We start from the raw sequence: 16,821 nt of genomic DNA, 5'->3' as shown, positions 1-16,821 counted from the left end.
AATCGGATGCATTGAAAGGAGCCGATTATACGAGCGCAATATTGACGGCGTAGCCACGAATCGGGCTTCCGGCCGCGCCTTTCAGCGGGCGGCGACGCCCGCGCGGTCCGCGAGACCGACGCCGGCATCGACACCGACCGCCACGCCACCCGCCGACGACGCCACCGCCGACATGAACCGTTCCCGATACTCGAGCGGCAGCACGCCGAAGCGCCGCACGAATGCGCGCCGCAGATTCTGCTCGCTGCCGAAACCGCAGTCGAGCGCGATCCGCTTGAGCGGCCGGCGCGATTCGGCCAGCGCCCGCGACGCCGCCTCCAGACGCAGCGCCGACACCGTCTTTGCCGGCGTGCGCCCCACTTCGTCGACATAGCGGCGCGCGAACGTGCGCGGCGTCATGCGCGCGCGCTCGGCAAGCCGCTCGACTGTCAGATCTTCACGCAGATGCGCGGCCATCCAGCTATGGAGAGCGTCGAACGGCCCGCCCGCCGACGCCTGTGCCGCCAGCGCCGCGCTGAACTGCGACTGGCCGCCCGGCCGCTTCATGAAGACGACGAGCCGCCGCGCGGCCTGCATCGCGACGGCATGACCGAGATCTTCCTCGATGAGCGCCAGCGCGAGATCGATGCCCGCGGTCACGCCCGCCGAGGTCCAGACGGCGCGCTCGCCTGCGCCGCTGCCGGCGTCGCGGATGAAAATCGGATCGGCGTCGACATGAACATTGGGAAAACGGCGCGCCAGCTGCGCCGCGTCGCGCCAATGCGTGGTCGCTCGACGGCCGTCGAGCAGGCCCGCCGCGGCCAGATAAAACGCGCCGGTGCAGACCGAGCACACACGGCGGGCGCGCGGCGCATTGCGCCTGATCCACGCGACCAGTTCAGGCTGCAGCGGGCGGTGCTCGTCGACGGGAACGCCCGGGACGATCAACGTGTCGATCGGTTCGGCGTCGAGCGAGTCGAGCCGCTCCGTCACGACCGGCAGGCCCGGAAACGTCTGCAGGACACCGCCGTCGACGGAGGCGACCGTCGTGCGATAGGCCACGGGCCGCGCCGGGGGCGCCCCCGGCATGGACAACGCGCGCTGGCCGTTGCTACTTCCGGCATCATTCCCGGTGTCATTCCCAGCGCCATTCCCGCCGCCCGCCGCCATGGCCAGCTCCGCGCGCCAGAACGCCTCCAGCGGTCCGCACGCGTCGAGCAACACGAGATCGGGTGCAACGGCGAACACAATATGCCGCACGCTCATCACGCCACTCCTGCGGCCGCGCGGCGCCTCGCCGAGCGCGCATAGGCCAGCGTCGCAAGCGCCGCCACGGCGAGCAGCGGGAAGATGGCCGCATTGATCGTCGCCCAGCCGAAACGCGCCAGCAATTGCCCGGCGAACAGCGAACCGAGCGCGGAACACGCAAAGGTCGCGAATTCGCTGGTGGCCTGCGTCCTCGCGCGCTCGGACGGCCGGTAGGACTGCGCAAGCAGCGTCGAGCCGCCGACGAACATGAAGTTCCAGCCGACGCCGAGACACGCGAGCGCCGCGTAGAAATGCGCCAGGTCGGTCGAACGCAGCGCGAACACGCCGCACAGCGCCGACAGCATGATGCCCGCGCCGATCACCGGCAATACCCCGAAGCGCCCGATCAACCGCGCCGAAAACAGCGACGGCGCGAACATGCCGACCAGATGCCACTGAATGATCGCGGCGCCGTCGCCGATGCTGTGACCGCACGCCACCGCCGCAATCGGCGTCGCGGTCATCACGAACATCATGACGGCGTAGCCGAGCGCATTGTTGGCGAGCGCCGCCGCGAAAATGGGCTGCCGCACGATCTCGCCGAGGGGCCGCGGTGCGTCATGCGACGCGACCGCGGCGGGCACGGGCGCCATGTCGCGGTACAGCAGCATCAGCAGCACGATCGACGCGAGCCCGAGTCCGGTGACGAGCGCATACGAGCCCGCGAAGGCCACCGGCGCGAGCCAGTCCTTGCTCCACGCGGCGAGCAGCGGCCCGCACACGGCCGCGACCACGCCGCCGGTGAGCACCGTCGAAATCGCCCGGCTCTTGCCTTCGAGCCCGACGGCGTCGGCGGCAGCGAGCCGGTAGTACTGCGCGAACGCCTGAAACACGCCGACCGTCGCGGTGCCGGCGCAAAAGGCCCAGAAATCGTGGTGAAAAATCGCCCACACGGACACGGCGCCGCCCAGCGCGCCGACGCCCGCGCCGAGCACGAAGCCCGCGCGGCGGCCGATGCGCGCCATCAGGAACGACGCGAAGATGGTTGTGAGCGCGGCGGCCACGGTGATCAGCGAGAAAGGCAGCGTGGCGAGCGCCTTGTCGTCGGCGAGCGTATAGCCGACGAGCCCCGTCAGCGTGAGATCGATCGATACCGATGAGGTGTACAACGCCTGGCAGACCGCCAGGACGCGCGCGGCGCGCCGGCCCTCGGGGTCTGAGCCGTGCCGGTCCGCCGCGGGCGGAGCGGAGCCGGTCGCGGGAGCGGCGGTTGGGGCGGCGGTTGTGGTGACGGCGGTTGTGGCGGCGGTTGTTACGGCGTTTGTGGCGTCGGTGGTGACCGCGGTTGTCGAAGCAGCAGTTGTGGCAGAAGCGGCAGGCGGCATGGATCGGTCCCGGCGGCGAAAAGTGGCCCTGGCGGTCACCGCCCGCACAGCGGCCATTCACGCTGGGGCGGCCACGGTGAGCGAGACGGCTCGAGTGACGAAAGCCTCATCGTCACATGACCGCGCGTGGCAGTCATGACAATGATGCATCACTTACTGCCAACCCGGCGACACCCGCGGCACGCCATGAGCCTATCGGCCGGTTACTTGTGGAAAGTAATACCCTCGTCGATCGTGCCGTACATCGTGACGCTGCCGTTGCCCGATGCCGAACCGCCCTGCGCGCAAGCGCCCAGCAACACAATGGACGCCACCAGCGCCAACACCATTTTCATGACCGCGTTCCCTGCAAAGACAGGCGTCGATTCTAGCCTGGCGCGGCAGGCGCACGCAGAAGCCCAATCCCGCATGCGGCGGCGCCGGGTTTTCGTAGCTGCTGCAATCCACGGTTCACGCTAAGCTGAAACATCGAATGCATGGGCCGCGTAAAGTGGCTGCATGACACGTTGCGCGGCCCGCGCAGCGCCCACACGACTGACCATGGAGCACCCCATGCCCGCCATCCTCGCAGACGAACACAATCATTTTCCCGGCCTCAGCCGGATCGGCGCGCTGCTGGCGGACCCCGGCCGCGCCGCCATGCTGTGGGCGCTCATGGACGGCAGCGCCCGCCCCGCCGGCGAATTGACGATGATCGCGGGACTGTCGCCGTCGGCGGCCAGCGCCCATCTTGCGCGTCTTACGGACGGCGGGCTGCTCGCGCTCGAGGTACGCGGCCGGCACCGCTACTTTCGCATTGCGTCGGCGGACATCGCGGCGTCCATCGAGGCGCTCGCCAACGTCGCGCAAGTCAGCGCGCCGCAGCGTCCGGCGCCGCGACCGGTGCGCACCGTGCCGACCGAGATGCGCTACGCGCGCACCTGTTATGACCATATGGCGGGCGAATTGTCGGTGCGCGTCTTCGAACGGCTCGTCGGGCGCGGCCTGCTGAGCGTGCAAGGCACGTCGCTGGAAGCCACGGCGGACGGCGCCGCCCGCTTCGCCGACTGGGGCATCGACCTGTCCGCGCAGCGCAGCCGCCGGCGCCGCTTTGCCTGCACGTGCCCGGACTGGAGCGAACGGCGCCCGCACCTGGGCGGCGCGCTCGGCGCAGCGTTGCTCGAATCGTGGGCGGCTCGCGGCTGGGTCGAACGAACCGAGCGGCCGCGCATTCTGCGGATTACGCCGGCGGGTCATCGGCATTTCGACGCGTTTCTCGCCGAGTGAGCGAGGCGGCGAGGCAGCGAGGCAGCGACGCGATGCGACGCCGCCTCGAAGCTCTCGAAAAGCGCGGTTGGGGCGGCTGCATCTTCGCCGAATGCGGGGAAAGTGGGAAAAGGCCCGGTCAAAAGGCCCGTCGAGGCCTGATCGAGAGGCCGATCGAGACCTTTTGTTACCGCTGGTGAGCCGGCCTTACAAATGTGGGGGCCTTGAAACAGACGGTACGGGTAGAGTGGTTCACGGATGCTGCATGTGCATCGTCCGTCGGAGAACGCATCATGAAAACCATGACACCACGCCTACCGTCCAGACATCGCACCCTCGGCTATACGCTGCTCGCGACCGCGGCCTTTCTGTTCGCAACGCAGTGCGCGCTCGCGCAGGAAGCCGGCCCTCCGCCGCAAGGCGCGGCCACACAGAACACCGATCCGCCGGGGCGCGTCGCGCGCCTGAACTACATGGCCGGAACCGTCACCACGGAACCCGCCGGCGCCGCCGACTGGTCTTACGCCCAGATCAACCGGCCGCTAACCACCGGCGACCAGTTGTGGAACGATCAGAACGCGCGCTCGGAACTGCATATCGGCTCGACGGCCGTGCGGCTCGGTCAGTCCACGAGCCTCGACCTGCTCAACCTCGACGACAACAGCGCGCAGCTCAAGGTCGCGCAAGGCACGCTGTCGGCGCATGTGCGGGAGCTGCCGCCGGGGTCTTCATATGAAATCGACACGCCGAACCTCGCGCTCGGTTTGAACGGACCGGGCGACTACCGCGTCGACGTCGCGCCGGACGGCAGCAGCACCACCGTCACCGTGCGCAGCGGCAACGCGACGGTTTACGGCGACGGCGGCGAGGTGCCGATCGCCGCCGGCCAGCAGATGCGCTTTGCCGGGACCAACCTGCAGGCGCTCGCGGACAACGGCGTGCCGGGCCCGGACGCCTTCGACCAATGGGCCGCGAGCCGCGACGCTGCGGAAGACCGCTCCGTGTCGGCGCGCTACGTCTCGCGCGAAATTCCGGGTTACCAGGACCTCGACGCCAACGGCACCTGGCGCACCAGCCCGGAGTACGGCGAAGTGTGGGTGCCGCGCGCGACGCCCGCCGGCTGGGCGCCTTACCACGACGGCCACTGGGTCTGGCAGGCGCCGTGGGGCTGGACGTGGGTCGACGACGCGCCGTGGGGCTTCGCGCCCTACCACTATGGCCGCTGGGCTTATGTCGACGATGCCTGGGCATGGGTGCCCGGCCCCGTCGTGGTGAGCGCGCCCCCGGTCTACGCCCCGGCGCTGGTGGCTTTCGTCGGCGGTGGCGGCGGCGGTGTCGACTGGGGCGTGAATCTGGCGATTGGCGGCGCGATAGCAGCGGGCGTAGCGTGGTTCCCGCTCGGCCCGGGCGAGCGCTGGCATCCGCAATGGGGTGGGCACGACAACTGGAGCCCGCGCTACTACGAACGCGTCAATCAAACGACGGTGGTCAACAACTACCACATCACCAACATCCATAACACGTACATCAACTATCGGGCGCCGCGGGCCGTGACCGCCGTGCCGGCGACGGCTTTCGTGCACGGGCAGCCGGTGGGCCGCTTCGCGCAGAAGGTCGATCCCGCGCAGTGGCGCAATGCGCGGATCAATCCGGGCGCGCCCGGCATCGCGCCGGTGCGCGAGAGCTTCGGCCCCGGTCAGCGCCGGGCGAGCGACCGGCCGCCGGCGGGCGTCATGAGCCGTCCGGTGGTGGCGACGCGCAGTCCGTCGCTACCGCCGGCTTACCACGACGCTCTTGCCCAGCGCTTCGCCCAGAGCGGGGCGCGCGTGCCGGGCGCGGGGCAGCCGATCGTGCGAACGTCGGTGCCTGCTCGCTTCGCCGGCGGGGCCGGTGCCTTGCCGACGCAGAATGTGCGGATCGTGCAGTCGCATCTGCCCGGGCGGATGCCGGGCGCGGCAGCAGGGGCGCCGGTTCCGCAGCCCGGGGCCGGTGTGCAGGCGGCGGGTGCGCCGTCGAACGGCGTGCCGCGTCCACCGCGTGAGAACGGCGGCAATGCGTCGGGCTTTGCGCAACAACACGGCATGGCTCAGCAAGCCGCGACCGACGGCCGCCATGAGCCGGCGTGGACACAGCCGCACGTGCCGATGGCCCAGGAAGCGCAGCAGAGCCGGCCGCGAGGCGGTGGGGACCCGCAGGCGGCAAGGCCCGGCGTCCCGCAGCAGGCGGGTGCCGACGCCAACGCAGCGATGCGCCAGCGCGAGACGCCGCATCCTGTCGACAATCCGGCGTTTGCGCAACGGCCACGTGTGGGAGAAGCGCAATCGCAGCAGCGGGTTCCACAGCCGGCGCAGCAGCAATACCGGCCGCAGGCGGTCGAGCGGGCGCAGGTCCAACAGGCGCCACGTCCGGAGGGTCGTCCGCAGCAGTCGCAGCCGGGGTTCGATGCGCGGGCGCAACAGCAGGCGCGTGCTGAGTTTCATCCGCAGCAGCAGATGCAGCCGCGTCAGGAACCGCGTGCGCAGCCGCAGCCGCAGCCTCGTGCGGAGTTTCATCCGCAGCAGGTTCAGCCGCGTCCCGAGCCGCAAGCGCAGCAGCAACCTCGTCCCGAATTTCATCCGCAGCCGCAGATGCAGCCGCGTCAGGAGCCGCGTCCGCAGCCGCAGGCGCAGCAGCCTCATCCGCAGCCGCAACCGCAGGCTCCGCATGGAGACCAGCATTCGGGCGGTGGCCACGACGAGCATCACCGAGGGTGAGCGCCTTCGCTACTTCGCAAGCCGCCGCTCCGCTGCATAAAAAAGCCCCCGCGATTGCGCATCGCGGGGGCTCTTTCCTGTCGCCTGTCTCAAACGGCCATCGGCGCTGTCAGCGGTTCGTGATGCCGGTAGCCAATCAGCGAAAAATCTGACGGCTCGATCTTCTCCAGCCATTCGGGTTCGTACACACCGGTCTGCGCATAGTCCGGTACGCGGTCGGAAATAGCCAACGTCGGGCTGTCATAAGGCTCGCGCGTGAGCTGCTGCTGCAGCATGTCGAGCTGATTTTCGTAGATGTGCGCGTCGCCGATAAAGTACGTGAACCAGCGCGGCGTATAGCCCGTCAACCGGCCGACCAGATGCAGCAACGCCGCGCCCTCGGTCAGGTTGAACGGCGTGCCGAGCCCGACGTCGTTGCTGCGGATGTACAGGCACAGCGAAATCTCGCGACGCGCGACGTTCGGCAGGAACTGATAAAGCAGATGGCACGCCGGCAGCGCGATCTGGTCCAGCACCGCCGGGTTCCACGCATGAAACAGAATGCGCCGGTCCGACGGGTTCTGCATGATCGTGTCGAGGCACTGGCGCAACTGATCGATTGCCTTATACAGCAGCACCTTGCGGCTGCCGTTTTCGTCGAACTCCGTCATTACGCGAAAGCCGCGCGCGGTCGCGTCGGCGAGCTGCGCGGCCGCGCCGGCGTCCAGCACCTTGTAGGCCGGCCACTGGCGCCATTGCACGCCGTACACGTCGCCGAGATCGTCCGGCCCCTCGCGATACGGGTTGGCCAGCCACTGCGGATTCTGGTTCGCGTTCGCGTCCCACACCTTGCAGCCGAGATCGCGGAAATCCGCCGCGCTGCGCGACGCACGCAGAAAGCCGACGAGTTCGCCCACGGCCGACTTGAACGCGAGTTTCTTCGTTGTCACCGCCGGGAAACCCTGCTGGAGATCGAAGCGCAACATGGCGCCCGGCATGCTGATCGTGCGGATGCCGGTGCGGTTCTCCTGCCACGTGCCGGTGTCGAGAATCGTGCGGACGAGGTCCAGGTATTGTTTCATGCGGGTTCCTTCGGCGCGGCGCAAGCGCCAGGCGGCGCGCGGCGAGATTGAGCGGAAAACCCGATTTTACCAAGCGCGGCCATCCGGCGCCGGCATTCACGCCGACGCATCCGCAGCGCACAGAATGCGCAAATACGCGCGAGAGGCGCGAGACCCAGCGAACGGGAACCAACAGGGGGCGCGGCGGACAACCCCGCGCGACAAGACGCAACAAAGTGCAGCGAGGTGCGGCAAGTGCAGCAAAGGCCGCGGCTTGCAACCGCCGGGCCGCCTCAGCGCCCCAAGGCGTTCACAAGCACGCCCCGCCGCGTTTCAGAGATGCGGCACCGAAGCCGGCAAGCCGCCGTGCGACGTCGACAGCGGTTCGCTTTCCATATGACGCATGCCATGCGAACAGAGCAGCCGGTACAAGGTCACGCGGGAAATACCGAGCTCTTGCGCGGCGTCGCCGAGCCGCCCGCGATGACGCAGCAACGCAAGCTCGATAGCCTGGCGCTCGGCGGCTTCGCGCGCCTGAGCGAGCGACACCGGCACGATCTCGACATACTCGGCCAGTTCGAGGTCGCGCGCGGTGATCGCACGTCCCTCGGACATCACGATCGCCCGCCGCACGCGGTTGATCAGCTCGCGGACGTTGCCCGGCCAGCCGTAGTTGTGCAAAGCCGCGATAGCGTCCGGCGCGAAACCGCGCAGCCGCCGGCTCGCGTCCTTCTTGAAACGCTCAAGCATATGACGCGCGAGCAGCTCGATGTCCTTGCCCCGCGCGCGCAGCGGCGGTTCGTCGATCTGCAGCACGCACAGGCGGTGATACAGGTCCGAGCGGAAACGTCCCTCGATCATCGCGGCGGTCATGTCCACGTGCGTCGCGGAAATGATCCGCACGTCCACGTCGATCGCGGAATGGCCGCCCAGCCGCTCGACCTTGCGCTCCTGCAAAAAGCGCAACAGGCTGGCCTGGCTTTCGAGCGGCAGGTCGCCGATTTCATCGAGAAAAAGCGTGCCGCCGTTGGCCGCTTCGACCCGGCCGATCTTGCGCTGGTTCGCGCCCGTGAACGCGCCGCGTTCGTAGCCGAAGAGTTCCGACTGGAGCAGGTGCGGCGGGATCGCGCCGCAGTTGATCGGCACGAAGGGCGCGTTGCGCCGCGCCGAGCGTTCGTGAATCGCGACTGCCGTCAGTTCCTTGCCGGTGCCCGATTCGCCGGAAATGAACACCGGCGCGTCCGTCATTGCGACTTTGCGGATGGAGCGGAAGAGCGCGAGCATGGCGTCGCACGAGCCGACCATTTCGCCTTCGGCGCCTTGCGAGGCGTCATTGGAAGCCGGTTCGCCGAGCGAAATCATGCCGTACGCATGGCCGACCGAGTCGACGATCCGGTCGCCGGAATACGGTACCGTCACATAGTCGAAACAATAATCGCGCACGAGGCGGCGCAGCGCCGCGTCCTGAAGCTGACCGGGCATGGTCGCGGCGACCCAGCCGACATTCGGCATGGTCAGACAGGATTCGAAAGCGGCAATTTCATGCGGCTGGAAATGACTGGACAGGTCGAGCAGGCCACCCGCTGCCGAACCGGCGCGTACGGCCCGGCGCGCGTCGCGCGCCGATCCCACCACTTCCACATGCCAGCCGCGCTGGTGGAAGCGGGTGTTGAGTTCCGCGCTCGGCTCGCGCGAAACGTAAATCAGTTGCCGCGTTGCGGGTTCCATTATTCAGATCCTCTCGTCAACGAACGTTAAGGATGATGCACGCACCTGAACCGCAATTCAGACACGCTGGCACATTCGGGATTCGCAAATAGCAAAAACCGAACGGCCATTCCATTCCGTGCGGACAGCTGATCCCCAGAAAGCGGCGTGTGTGTTTGAGACGGCCCGTTAGCGGGCTTTTTTAAATTCTGAGCTCTTTCCGAGAGCTTACTATACGCGCGCCGCTTGGAAAACAATTATGCGAATTTAATCCGCCTACCCTTGCCCAGCAAGGCGCACGGCTCGATAAATAAGTAATCAGCTTACGAATAAGCAATTGTGGAAGCGCTTTTCTCATACATAGCGGCGCAGGTAGTTCGTACCGCCGCAATTAACACTTAATAGGTATTTTCTTCTCGCCGTTTCAGACCTGAAACGTTTTCAGCCAATGTTGTTTAATTCGTCCGCGCGATGATGCGGCTGCCTGCCGACGGGCCAAGGGATTGGGCCCGGTGGCATGTGTTTCGCTAATTGGCGTACCTGAGGAGGCACATCATGCGATTACCGTTGTTGGGCATCCGTCGGATGCCAGTTGCGCTGCGCGCGGCGCTTTTGCCCGAGCGGCGTCCCGCCGCGGTTGCCGACGCGCTTTGCTCGCGGCAGAACCCCACCTTCGCATTCGAGGCGCCGGCGCCACGGCGCGCACTGACCGCGCTCGCGCGCGTGACCCTGAGCGCGCCCGCGCGCGCGACTCTGACCGCGCCCGCGCGCGTGACTCTGACCGCGCCCGCGCGCGTGACTTTGTGGGACGAAATTGCTCCGCCGCTGCCTTTGCCCTTACCAGTTCCGTCAGACGCCGCCCACACCGTGCAGCAGCTGGCGCCGGACGATCTGTGCAAATAGCTGGCGTGGTCCCCCGCGGCACTCGGGGCCCGCAAGCGGCCGAAGACAGGCCGCGCGGCGGCCCGGGCGCCGGTGTCAGGTAGAATCGGTGCGGTTACATTCCCCCTTCCATTCGATGACGACGCTCACTCTGATCGTCGCTCGCGCCAACAACGGCGTGATCGGCCGCGACAACCAGTTGCCCTGGCGACTTCCCGAAGACCTCGCTTTTTTCAAGCGCACGACCATGGGCGCGCCCATCATCATGGGGCGCAAGACGCACGAGTCGATCGGCAGGCCATTGCCGGGACGCCGCAACATTGTCGTGACGCGCGACGCGACGCGGCGCTTCCAGGGCTGCGACGCCGCCACCACGCTCGACGAAGCGCTGAAGCTCGCCGCCCAGGATCAGGCACCCGAAGCGTTTCTGATCGGCGGCGCGCAGTTGTATGTGGAAGGACTGCGTCTGGCGGACAAACTGATCGTCACCGAGATTTCGGCCGATTTTCAGGGCGACGCAACGTTCCCCGCAGTCGACCCTGACGAGTGGGAAGAAGTCGCGCACGAAACGCACCGCGCGGATGCGCCGAACGATTTCGACTACGCGTTCGTGACCTACAGGCGCAAGAGCCACTGAGGCGAGCGGCGCGGCGGCGCCGAAGCGAAAAACCGCTTACTGCCCCGCGATCGTCATCCGTTCGATCAGCACCGAGCCGGTTTGCTTCGTGCCGCGCGTGATCGTATCCGCGCCGATCGCGACGATGTGGCGGAACATCTCCTGCAGCGTGCTCGCCACCGTGATTTCCTCGACCGGATACTGGATCTTGCCGTTTTCGACCCAAAAGCCGGACGCGCCGCGCGAGTAGTCGCCCGTCACATAGTTCACGCCCTGCCCCATCAGTTCGGTCAGCAGCAGGCCGGTGCCGAGCTTGCGCAGCATTTCCTCGAAGTCGTCCTCGGCGCGCGTGTTGGAACTGAGCAGCGACAGGTTGTGCGAGCCGCCGGCGTTACCGGTGGTCTGCATGCCGAGCTTGCGCGCCGAATACGTCGAAAGGAAATAGCCTTCCACGACGCCGTCTTTCACGACGGAGCGCTGGCGGGTGCGCACGCCTTCCTCGTCGAACGGCGCGCTGCCCATCGCGCGCGGCACGTGCGGATCTTCGACGATCTGCACATGCGGCGCGAACACCGGCTTGCCGAGGCTGTCGACGAGAAACGACGTCTTGCGATACAGCGCGCCGCCGCTCGTGGCCTGCACGAAGGCGCCGAGCAGCCCGGCGGCGAGCGGCGCCTCGAACAGCACCGGCACCTTGCGCGTGTCGAGACCGCGCGCGCCGATGCGCGCGAGCGCCCGCTGCGCCGCGTAACGGCCGACGGCTTCCGGATCGGCCAGCTGTTCGGCGCTGCGCGTGGACGTGTACCAGTCGTCGCGCTGCATGTTGCGGCCGCTGCCGGCAATCGGCGCGCACGCAATGTAATGGCGCGAGTAGGGGTAGCCCGCGAGAAAACCACGCGACGTGGCGAGCACGAACTGCGAATGCTGGGCCGACACGCTCGCGCCCTCGGAGTTCTTGATCTGCGGATCGGTGGCGAACGCGGCGTCTTCCGCGCGACGGGCGATCTCCACCGCTTCGTCGGCGGACAGATTCCACGGGTGATAGAGGTCGAGGTCGCGCGGTTCGGTTTCGAGCAGCTCGGCTTCGGCGAGACCGGCGCAATCGTCTTCCGCGGTGAAGCGGGCAATGTTGTACGCCGCCGCGACCGTGTCCTTCAGCGCCTGCGACGAAAAGTCCGAAGTGCTCGCATTGCCGCGCTTGTTGCCGATGAACACCGTCACGCCGACCATCTTGTCGCGGTTATGCTCGATCGTCTCGACTTCGCCGCGCCGCACGGAGACGGACAGGCCGTCGCCTTCGGAAATTTCGGTCGCGGCGTCGGTGCCGCCGAGCGACTTCGCGTGACGAAGGATGTCCGAGGCGATTTCCTTCAGTTCATCCTGGGTGTGCGGAAAAAAGCGCTGCCTGACGTCCATGTCTGCTGCCATTGTGGTTGCCGTCCTTGTGGGGCCGAGCGGCCCGGGTATTCGTCCATGCGCGCTCGCACCTGCTCGCGCGACTCGCGTGCGCCTCGCCCGTGCCTCGTGTTCCTTCATGTACGGATCACAGGCGCATGGGCATCGTTGAAGTATCCCGCGATCATAGCAAGCTCAGCGCTCGCGCACCTGGCTTCGCAGCACGGTTTTTCGCACGACGAGCGCGGCGCCATACCGCGCCGGGGCGGGTTCCCGAGGTCCGGCACGCTACAATATCGGCATGACACGCAAAACCCGCATTCAACCCATCGAATCCGCCGAGCCGGAAGTCGACCAGAACGGCTACGACCGCCCGAGCAAGTCCCAGCTGAAGCGCGAAATGCACGCGCTGCAGGAGCTGGGCGCGGCGCTGATCGCGCTGCCCAAAGATGCGCTCAAGCGCATGCCAATGCCGGAAAAACTCGACGACGCCGTGCGCGAGGCGCGCCGCATCACCGACCACGAGGGCAAGCGCCGTCAGCTGCAATACGTGGGCCGCGTGATGCGCTCGCTGCTCGACGACGAAACAGCGGCGCTGCGCACCGCGCTCGACACGTACAACGGCGTCAATAAGGCGGAAACGGCCAAGCTGCACTGGATCGAGCGTACCCGCGAGAAACTGCTCGCCGACGACGCCGCGCTCACCGAATTCATCCGCCAGCACCCGAACGCCGATCCGCAAGAGGGCCGCACGCTGATCCGCAACGCCCGCAAGGAAGCGCAGCAGAACAAGCCGCCGCGCTACTTCCGCGAACTGTTCCAGTGGATCAAGAACGCGGACGGCCCTGCCGCCGCGACAGATTCCGCCGACGACGACGTTGAGGAAAACGACGATGACGACCGCGACGCCTGATTCCACGCAAAAGCTCGCGCGCAGCCACCCGGACGAGATCCTGATCGGTCTCGTGTCGATCAGCGACCGGGCGTCCACGGGCGTCTATGAGGACAAGGGCATTCCCGCGCTGCAGGAATGGCTCGGGGCCGCGCTGAGTTCGCCGTGGCAGGTCGTCACGCGGCTGATTCAGGACGACGCGCCGACCATCTCCGCCACGCTCATCGAACTGGTCGATCAGGCCGGCTGCGATCTGGTGCTCACCACGGGCGGCACCGGCCCGTCGCGCCGCGACGTGACGCCCGAGGCGACGCTCGCGGTCGCCACCAAAGAAATGCCGGGATTCGGCGAGCAGATGCGGCAGATCAGCCTGAATTTCGTGCCGACCGCGATCCTCTCGCGCCAGGTGGCGGTGATCCGCGAAACGGCGGATCACGCGGCGCTGATCATCAACCTGCCGGGCCAGCCGAAGTCGATCAAGGAAACGCTGGAAGGTTTGCGCGACATGGAGGCCGGCGGCGCCGTGGCGGTGCCCGGTATCTTCGCGGCGGTGCCGTACTGCATCGATCTGATCGGCGGGCCGTATGTCGAGACCCATGCCGACGTCGTGAAGGCGTTCCGCCCGAAGGGCGCGGTGCGCGCGCCCCGGCCGGCCTGAGCTGTTCCGCGCGGCTTATTCCGCGTTCATCGACGCGTCCGGCGCGGGCGGAATCAGGAAGTGCTCGCGGTAGTACTTCAGCTCGTCGATCGATTCGTGAATGTCGGCGAGCGCCGTGTGCATCGCGCGCTTCTGGAAGCCCTTGTAAATGGCCGGCTGCCAGCGCCGGCACAGTTCCTTGAGGGTGCTGACGTCGAGATTGCGGTAGTGGAAGAAGGTCTCCAGTTCCGGCATCCAGCGCGCCATGAAGCGGCGGTCCTGGCAGATGGAGTTGCCGCACATCGGCGATTTGCCCGGCGGCACGTAAGCGCCCAGAAAATCGCGGATCAGCACCGTGGCGTCGGCTTCGCTCACCGTCGAGGCCTTCACGCGGTCGATCAGCCCGGAGCGCCCGTGCGTGTTCTGATTCCACTGGTCCATTTTCGCGAGCGTCTCGTCGCTCTGATGGATAGCGAGGACCGGACCTTCGACCATTCTGTCGAGCGTCGAATTCGTCACCACCACCGCGATTTCGATGATGCGGTCGGAGTCGGGGTCGAGCCCGGTCATTTCCATGTCCAGCCAGACGAGATTCATGTCGCTGCGCACGAGCGGCGGCTGTTGGGCGGTTTCGAGGATGTCAGTCATGAAGGCAACCCTGAGGGCCGGGCCGAAAGCTTGCCTGGAAGCTGCGGCGCTGCGGCGATGGTTCGTATGAGATGGTTAGGGACGGTTGTAGCCGGTTCAAGCAGGTCCCCGCTGCGAGGCGGGAAGAAACATATAATTCTCGCATAGATACCACGGAATCCACGGATGCCTACCCTTTACTTCACTGTCCTGTTCGTCGTCGCCGTCGTGGCGATGGTCGGCACCAAGCTGTGGCTCGCGTCGCGGCAGATCCGCTTTGTCGCGCGCCATCGCGAAGCAGTGCCGAGCCAGTTCGCCGGCACGATTGCGCTGGCCGCCCACCAGCGCGCCGCGGACTACACCGTCGAGCGCACGCGCCTCACCATGATCGAAATCGTCGTGGGCGCCGCCGTGCTGATCAGCCTCACGCTGCTCGGCGGCGTGCAGGTGCTCGACCTCGCCGTCACCGACTGGCTCGGCCGCGGCTACCTCGGCCAGATCGCGCTCGTCGCCGCGGTCATCGTTATCACCAGCGCGATCGACCTGCCGTTCGACTACTACCGCCAGTTCGTGATCGAGCAGCGCTTCGGCTTTAACCGGATGAGCCTGCGCATCTTTGTCGTCGACCGTGTGAAGGGCGTGTTGCTCGGCGCGGCGTTCGGCCTGCCGCTGCTCTTTGTCGTGCTGTGGCTGATGAACCAGGCGGGAAGTTTCTGGTGGCTGTGGACGTGGATTGTCTGGGTCGTCTTCCAGATGCTCGTGCTCGTGCTCTACCCGTCTTTCATCGCGCCGCTTTTCAACAAATTCGAGCCGCTCAGGGACGAAGCGCTGAAAAGCCGCATCGAAGCGCTGATGAAGCGCTGCGGCTTCGCCGCCAAAGGGCTCTTCGTGATGGACGGCAGCCGCCGCTCCGCGCACGGCAACGCGTACTTCACGGGCTTTGGCGCGGCCAAGCGCATCGTGTTCTTCGACACGCTGCTCGCGCGCCTCTCGGGCAGCGAAATCGAGGCGGTGCTCGCGCATGAGCTCGGCCATTTCAAGCGCCGTCACGTGATCAAGCGGATGCTGGTCACCTTCGCCCTCAGCCTCGCGATGCTCGCGCTGCTCGGCTGGCTCACACAGCAAGTGTGGTTCTACGAAGGGCTCGGCGTGAGACCGTCGCTCGTCGGCGGCAATAGCGCGCTCGCGCTCGTGCTGTTTTTCCTCGCACTGCCGGTGTTCGTGTTCTTCGTCACGCCGCTCGGCAGCCTGACCTCGCGCAAGCACGAGTTCGAGGCCGACGCGTTTGCCGCGACGCAAACCGACGCGCAAGACCTCGTCAACGCGCTCGTCAAGCTGTACGAAGACAATGCGTCCACGCTGACGCCCGATCCGCTCTACACCGCGTTCTATTACTCGCATCCGCCGGCGTCGCAGCGGATCGACCGACTGTTGCGGCACGCATGAGCGGCCGCTCCCGACAAACGCCGCGCGCAGCGTCCGGCACGCGCGTAGGCGGACTCGTCGTGGCCGCGCATGGGCGCCACTATCTGGTCGCGCCGGAACACGGCGGCCCGATGCTCCAGTGCTTCCCGCGCGGCAAGCGCAGCGAGGTGGCGGTGGGCGATCGCGTGATTTACGAGCCGACCTCGGCCGATCAAGGCGTGATCGTCGAAATCGGCGAGCGGCGCAATCTGCTGTATCGCTCCGATCAGTACAAGTCGAAGCTGTTCGCGGCGAACCTCGACCAGTTGCTGATCGTGCTCGCCACCGAACCGCATTTCAGCGAAGACCTGCTCGGCCGTGCGCTCGTTGCCGCCGAGGCCAACGAACTCAAGCCGTTGATCGTGCTGAACAAGATCGACGTGACCGATGCGCTCGAAGGCGCGCGCAGGCGGCTCGAGCCGTATCGCGCGCTCGGCTACACGGTGCTCGAAGTGTCGATCAAGGCGCAACCCGAGGCCGCCCGCGCGGCGCTGATCGAGCATCTGCGCGGTCACTCGACGTTGTTGCTCGGCCAGTCGGGCATGGGCAAATCCACGCTTGTGAATCTGCTGATTCCGGACGCCGAAGTCGCCACCCGCGAAATTTCGACTGCACTGAACAGCGGACGCCACACGACGACCTTCACGCGGCTTTACCCGCTGCCGGCCGCGCTCGCCGGGGCGGAAGGCGCCGACGACGGCAAAACCGGCGCGCTGATCGACTCGCCCGGCTTCCAGGAGTTCGGCCTGCATCATTTGACCGAAGGCCGGCTCGAACGCGCGTTCCCGGAATTCCGGCCGCTCCTGCCCAACTGCCGCTTCTACAATTGCCATCATTTGCACGAGCCGGGCTGCGCGATTCTCGAAGCCGTTGCGGACGGCCGCATCCGTCGCGAGCGGCACGCGCTCTATGCCCAACTCGTGCATGAAGCCAGCCAGATCGTGCGCTGAC

The 16,821-nt window shown here is 66.9% G+C and carries 15 protein-coding genes; 8 read left to right on the top strand and 7 right to left on the bottom strand.

Features of this window, described 5'->3' with window-relative positions:
- Positions 1–81 precede the first annotated feature (81 nt).
- The 3 genes from ACEN8U_RS18615 to ACEN8U_RS18605 all read right to left on the bottom strand — a co-directional run bounded on the left by ACEN8U_RS18615 (position 82) and on the right by ACEN8U_RS18605 (position 2,947).
- Positions 82–1,245 carry a GlxA family transcriptional regulator gene (locus tag ACEN8U_RS18615; protein WP_041745652.1) on the bottom strand — a complete coding sequence of 388 codons (1,164 nt, stop codon included), beginning with the start codon at positions 1,243–1,245 and terminating at the stop codon, positions 82–84.
- Positions 1,245–2,396, bottom strand: coding sequence for an MFS transporter (locus tag ACEN8U_RS18610; protein WP_015003432.1), 1,152 nt, complete (start codon positions 2,394–2,396; stop codon positions 1,245–1,247). Before ACEN8U_RS18610 ends, ACEN8U_RS18615 begins: the two co-directional genes overlap by 1 nt.
- A gap of 419 nt (positions 2,397–2,815) precedes the next feature.
- Complete coding sequence (locus ACEN8U_RS18605) at positions 2,816–2,947, bottom strand: hypothetical protein (protein WP_013589198.1); 132 nt, start codon at positions 2,945–2,947, stop codon at positions 2,816–2,818.
- Positions 2,948–3,164: 217 nt separating this feature from the next.
- Between ACEN8U_RS18605 and ACEN8U_RS18600 the strand changes: the two genes are divergently transcribed.
- Positions 3,165–3,878 carry an ArsR/SmtB family transcription factor gene (locus ACEN8U_RS18600; protein WP_041746355.1) on the top strand — a complete coding sequence of 238 codons (714 nt, stop codon included), beginning with the start codon at positions 3,165–3,167 and terminating at the stop codon, positions 3,876–3,878.
- A gap of 272 nt (positions 3,879–4,150) precedes the next feature.
- Complete coding sequence (locus ACEN8U_RS18595) at positions 4,151–6,610, top strand: DUF6600 domain-containing protein (RefSeq protein WP_015003435.1); 2,460 nt, start codon at positions 4,151–4,153, stop codon at positions 6,608–6,610.
- An 89-nt stretch (positions 6,611–6,699) separates the two neighbouring features.
- Here ACEN8U_RS18595 and ACEN8U_RS18590 read toward each other — a convergent pair whose 3' ends face one another.
- Together ACEN8U_RS18590 and ACEN8U_RS18585 are read right to left on the bottom strand one after the other, a co-directional pair.
- The gene (locus ACEN8U_RS18590) at positions 6,700–7,671 is read right to left on the bottom strand and encodes a thymidylate synthase (RefSeq protein ID WP_041745654.1); all 972 of its coding nucleotides are present in this window, start codon (positions 7,669–7,671) and stop codon (positions 6,700–6,702) included.
- Positions 7,672–7,983: 312 nt separating this feature from the next.
- The gene (locus tag ACEN8U_RS18585; protein WP_013589202.1) at positions 7,984–9,378 is read right to left on the bottom strand and encodes a sigma-54 dependent transcriptional regulator; all 1,395 of its coding nucleotides are present in this window, start codon (positions 9,376–9,378) and stop codon (positions 7,984–7,986) included.
- Between the two features lie 534 nt (positions 9,379–9,912).
- Here ACEN8U_RS18585 and ACEN8U_RS18580 point away from each other — a divergent pair.
- Positions 9,913–10,260 (top strand): hypothetical protein, encoded by a 348-nt coding sequence (locus ACEN8U_RS18580; protein ID WP_081588224.1) that lies wholly within the window; start codon positions 9,913–9,915, stop codon positions 10,258–10,260.
- Positions 10,261–10,375: 115 nt separating this feature from the next.
- Positions 10,376–10,876 carry a dihydrofolate reductase gene (locus tag ACEN8U_RS18575; RefSeq protein WP_013589204.1) on the top strand — a complete coding sequence of 167 codons (501 nt, stop codon included), beginning with the start codon at positions 10,376–10,378 and terminating at the stop codon, positions 10,874–10,876.
- 36 nt (positions 10,877–10,912) lie between these two features.
- On the opposite strand, the gene pmbA is transcribed toward ACEN8U_RS18575, so the two are convergent.
- Positions 10,913–12,283 (bottom strand): metalloprotease PmbA, encoded by a 1,371-nt coding sequence (pmbA, locus tag ACEN8U_RS18570; protein ID WP_013589205.1) that lies wholly within the window; start codon positions 12,281–12,283, stop codon positions 10,913–10,915.
- Positions 12,284–12,551: 268 nt separating this feature from the next.
- On the opposite strand from pmbA, the gene yjgA reads away from it, so the two are divergent.
- Both yjgA and mog read left to right on the top strand, forming a co-directional pair.
- Positions 12,552–13,163: a ribosome biogenesis factor YjgA gene (yjgA, locus tag ACEN8U_RS18565; protein ID WP_015003439.1), complete on the top strand. Its 612-nt coding sequence runs from the start codon at positions 12,552–12,554 to the stop codon at positions 13,161–13,163.
- The gene (gene mog / locus ACEN8U_RS18560) at positions 13,144–13,800 is read left to right on the top strand and encodes a molybdopterin adenylyltransferase (protein ID WP_015003440.1); all 657 of its coding nucleotides are present in this window, start codon (positions 13,144–13,146) and stop codon (positions 13,798–13,800) included. The genes yjgA and mog overlap by 20 nt, the downstream gene beginning before the upstream one ends.
- Positions 13,801–13,815: 15 nt before the next feature.
- Here mog and orn read toward each other — a convergent pair whose 3' ends face one another.
- Positions 13,816–14,427: an oligoribonuclease gene (gene orn / locus ACEN8U_RS18555; protein ID WP_015003441.1), complete on the bottom strand. Its 612-nt coding sequence runs from the start codon at positions 14,425–14,427 to the stop codon at positions 13,816–13,818.
- A 165-nt stretch (positions 14,428–14,592) separates the two neighbouring features.
- Here orn and ACEN8U_RS18550 point away from each other — a divergent pair, with 165 nt between their 5' ends.
- Both ACEN8U_RS18550 and rsgA read left to right on the top strand, forming a co-directional pair.
- Complete coding sequence (locus tag ACEN8U_RS18550) at positions 14,593–15,852, top strand: M48 family metallopeptidase (RefSeq protein WP_015003442.1); 1,260 nt, start codon at positions 14,593–14,595, stop codon at positions 15,850–15,852.
- On the top strand, positions 15,849–16,820 hold the full coding sequence (gene rsgA / locus ACEN8U_RS18545; RefSeq protein WP_015003443.1) for a ribosome small subunit-dependent GTPase A: 972 nt from the start codon (positions 15,849–15,851) through the stop codon (positions 16,818–16,820). Before ACEN8U_RS18550 ends, rsgA begins: the two co-directional genes overlap by 4 nt.
- The last annotated feature ends 1 nt before the right edge of the window (position 16,821 follow it).

Origin of the sequence: Paraburkholderia phenoliruptrix (genome assembly GCF_047325075.1) — a bacterium.
Classification (GTDB): domain Bacteria; phylum Pseudomonadota; class Gammaproteobacteria; order Burkholderiales; family Burkholderiaceae; genus Paraburkholderia; species Paraburkholderia phenoliruptrix.
The sequence above is the reverse complement of the archived record's forward strand: the minus strand, read 5'-3'. Positions and strand labels throughout refer to the sequence as shown.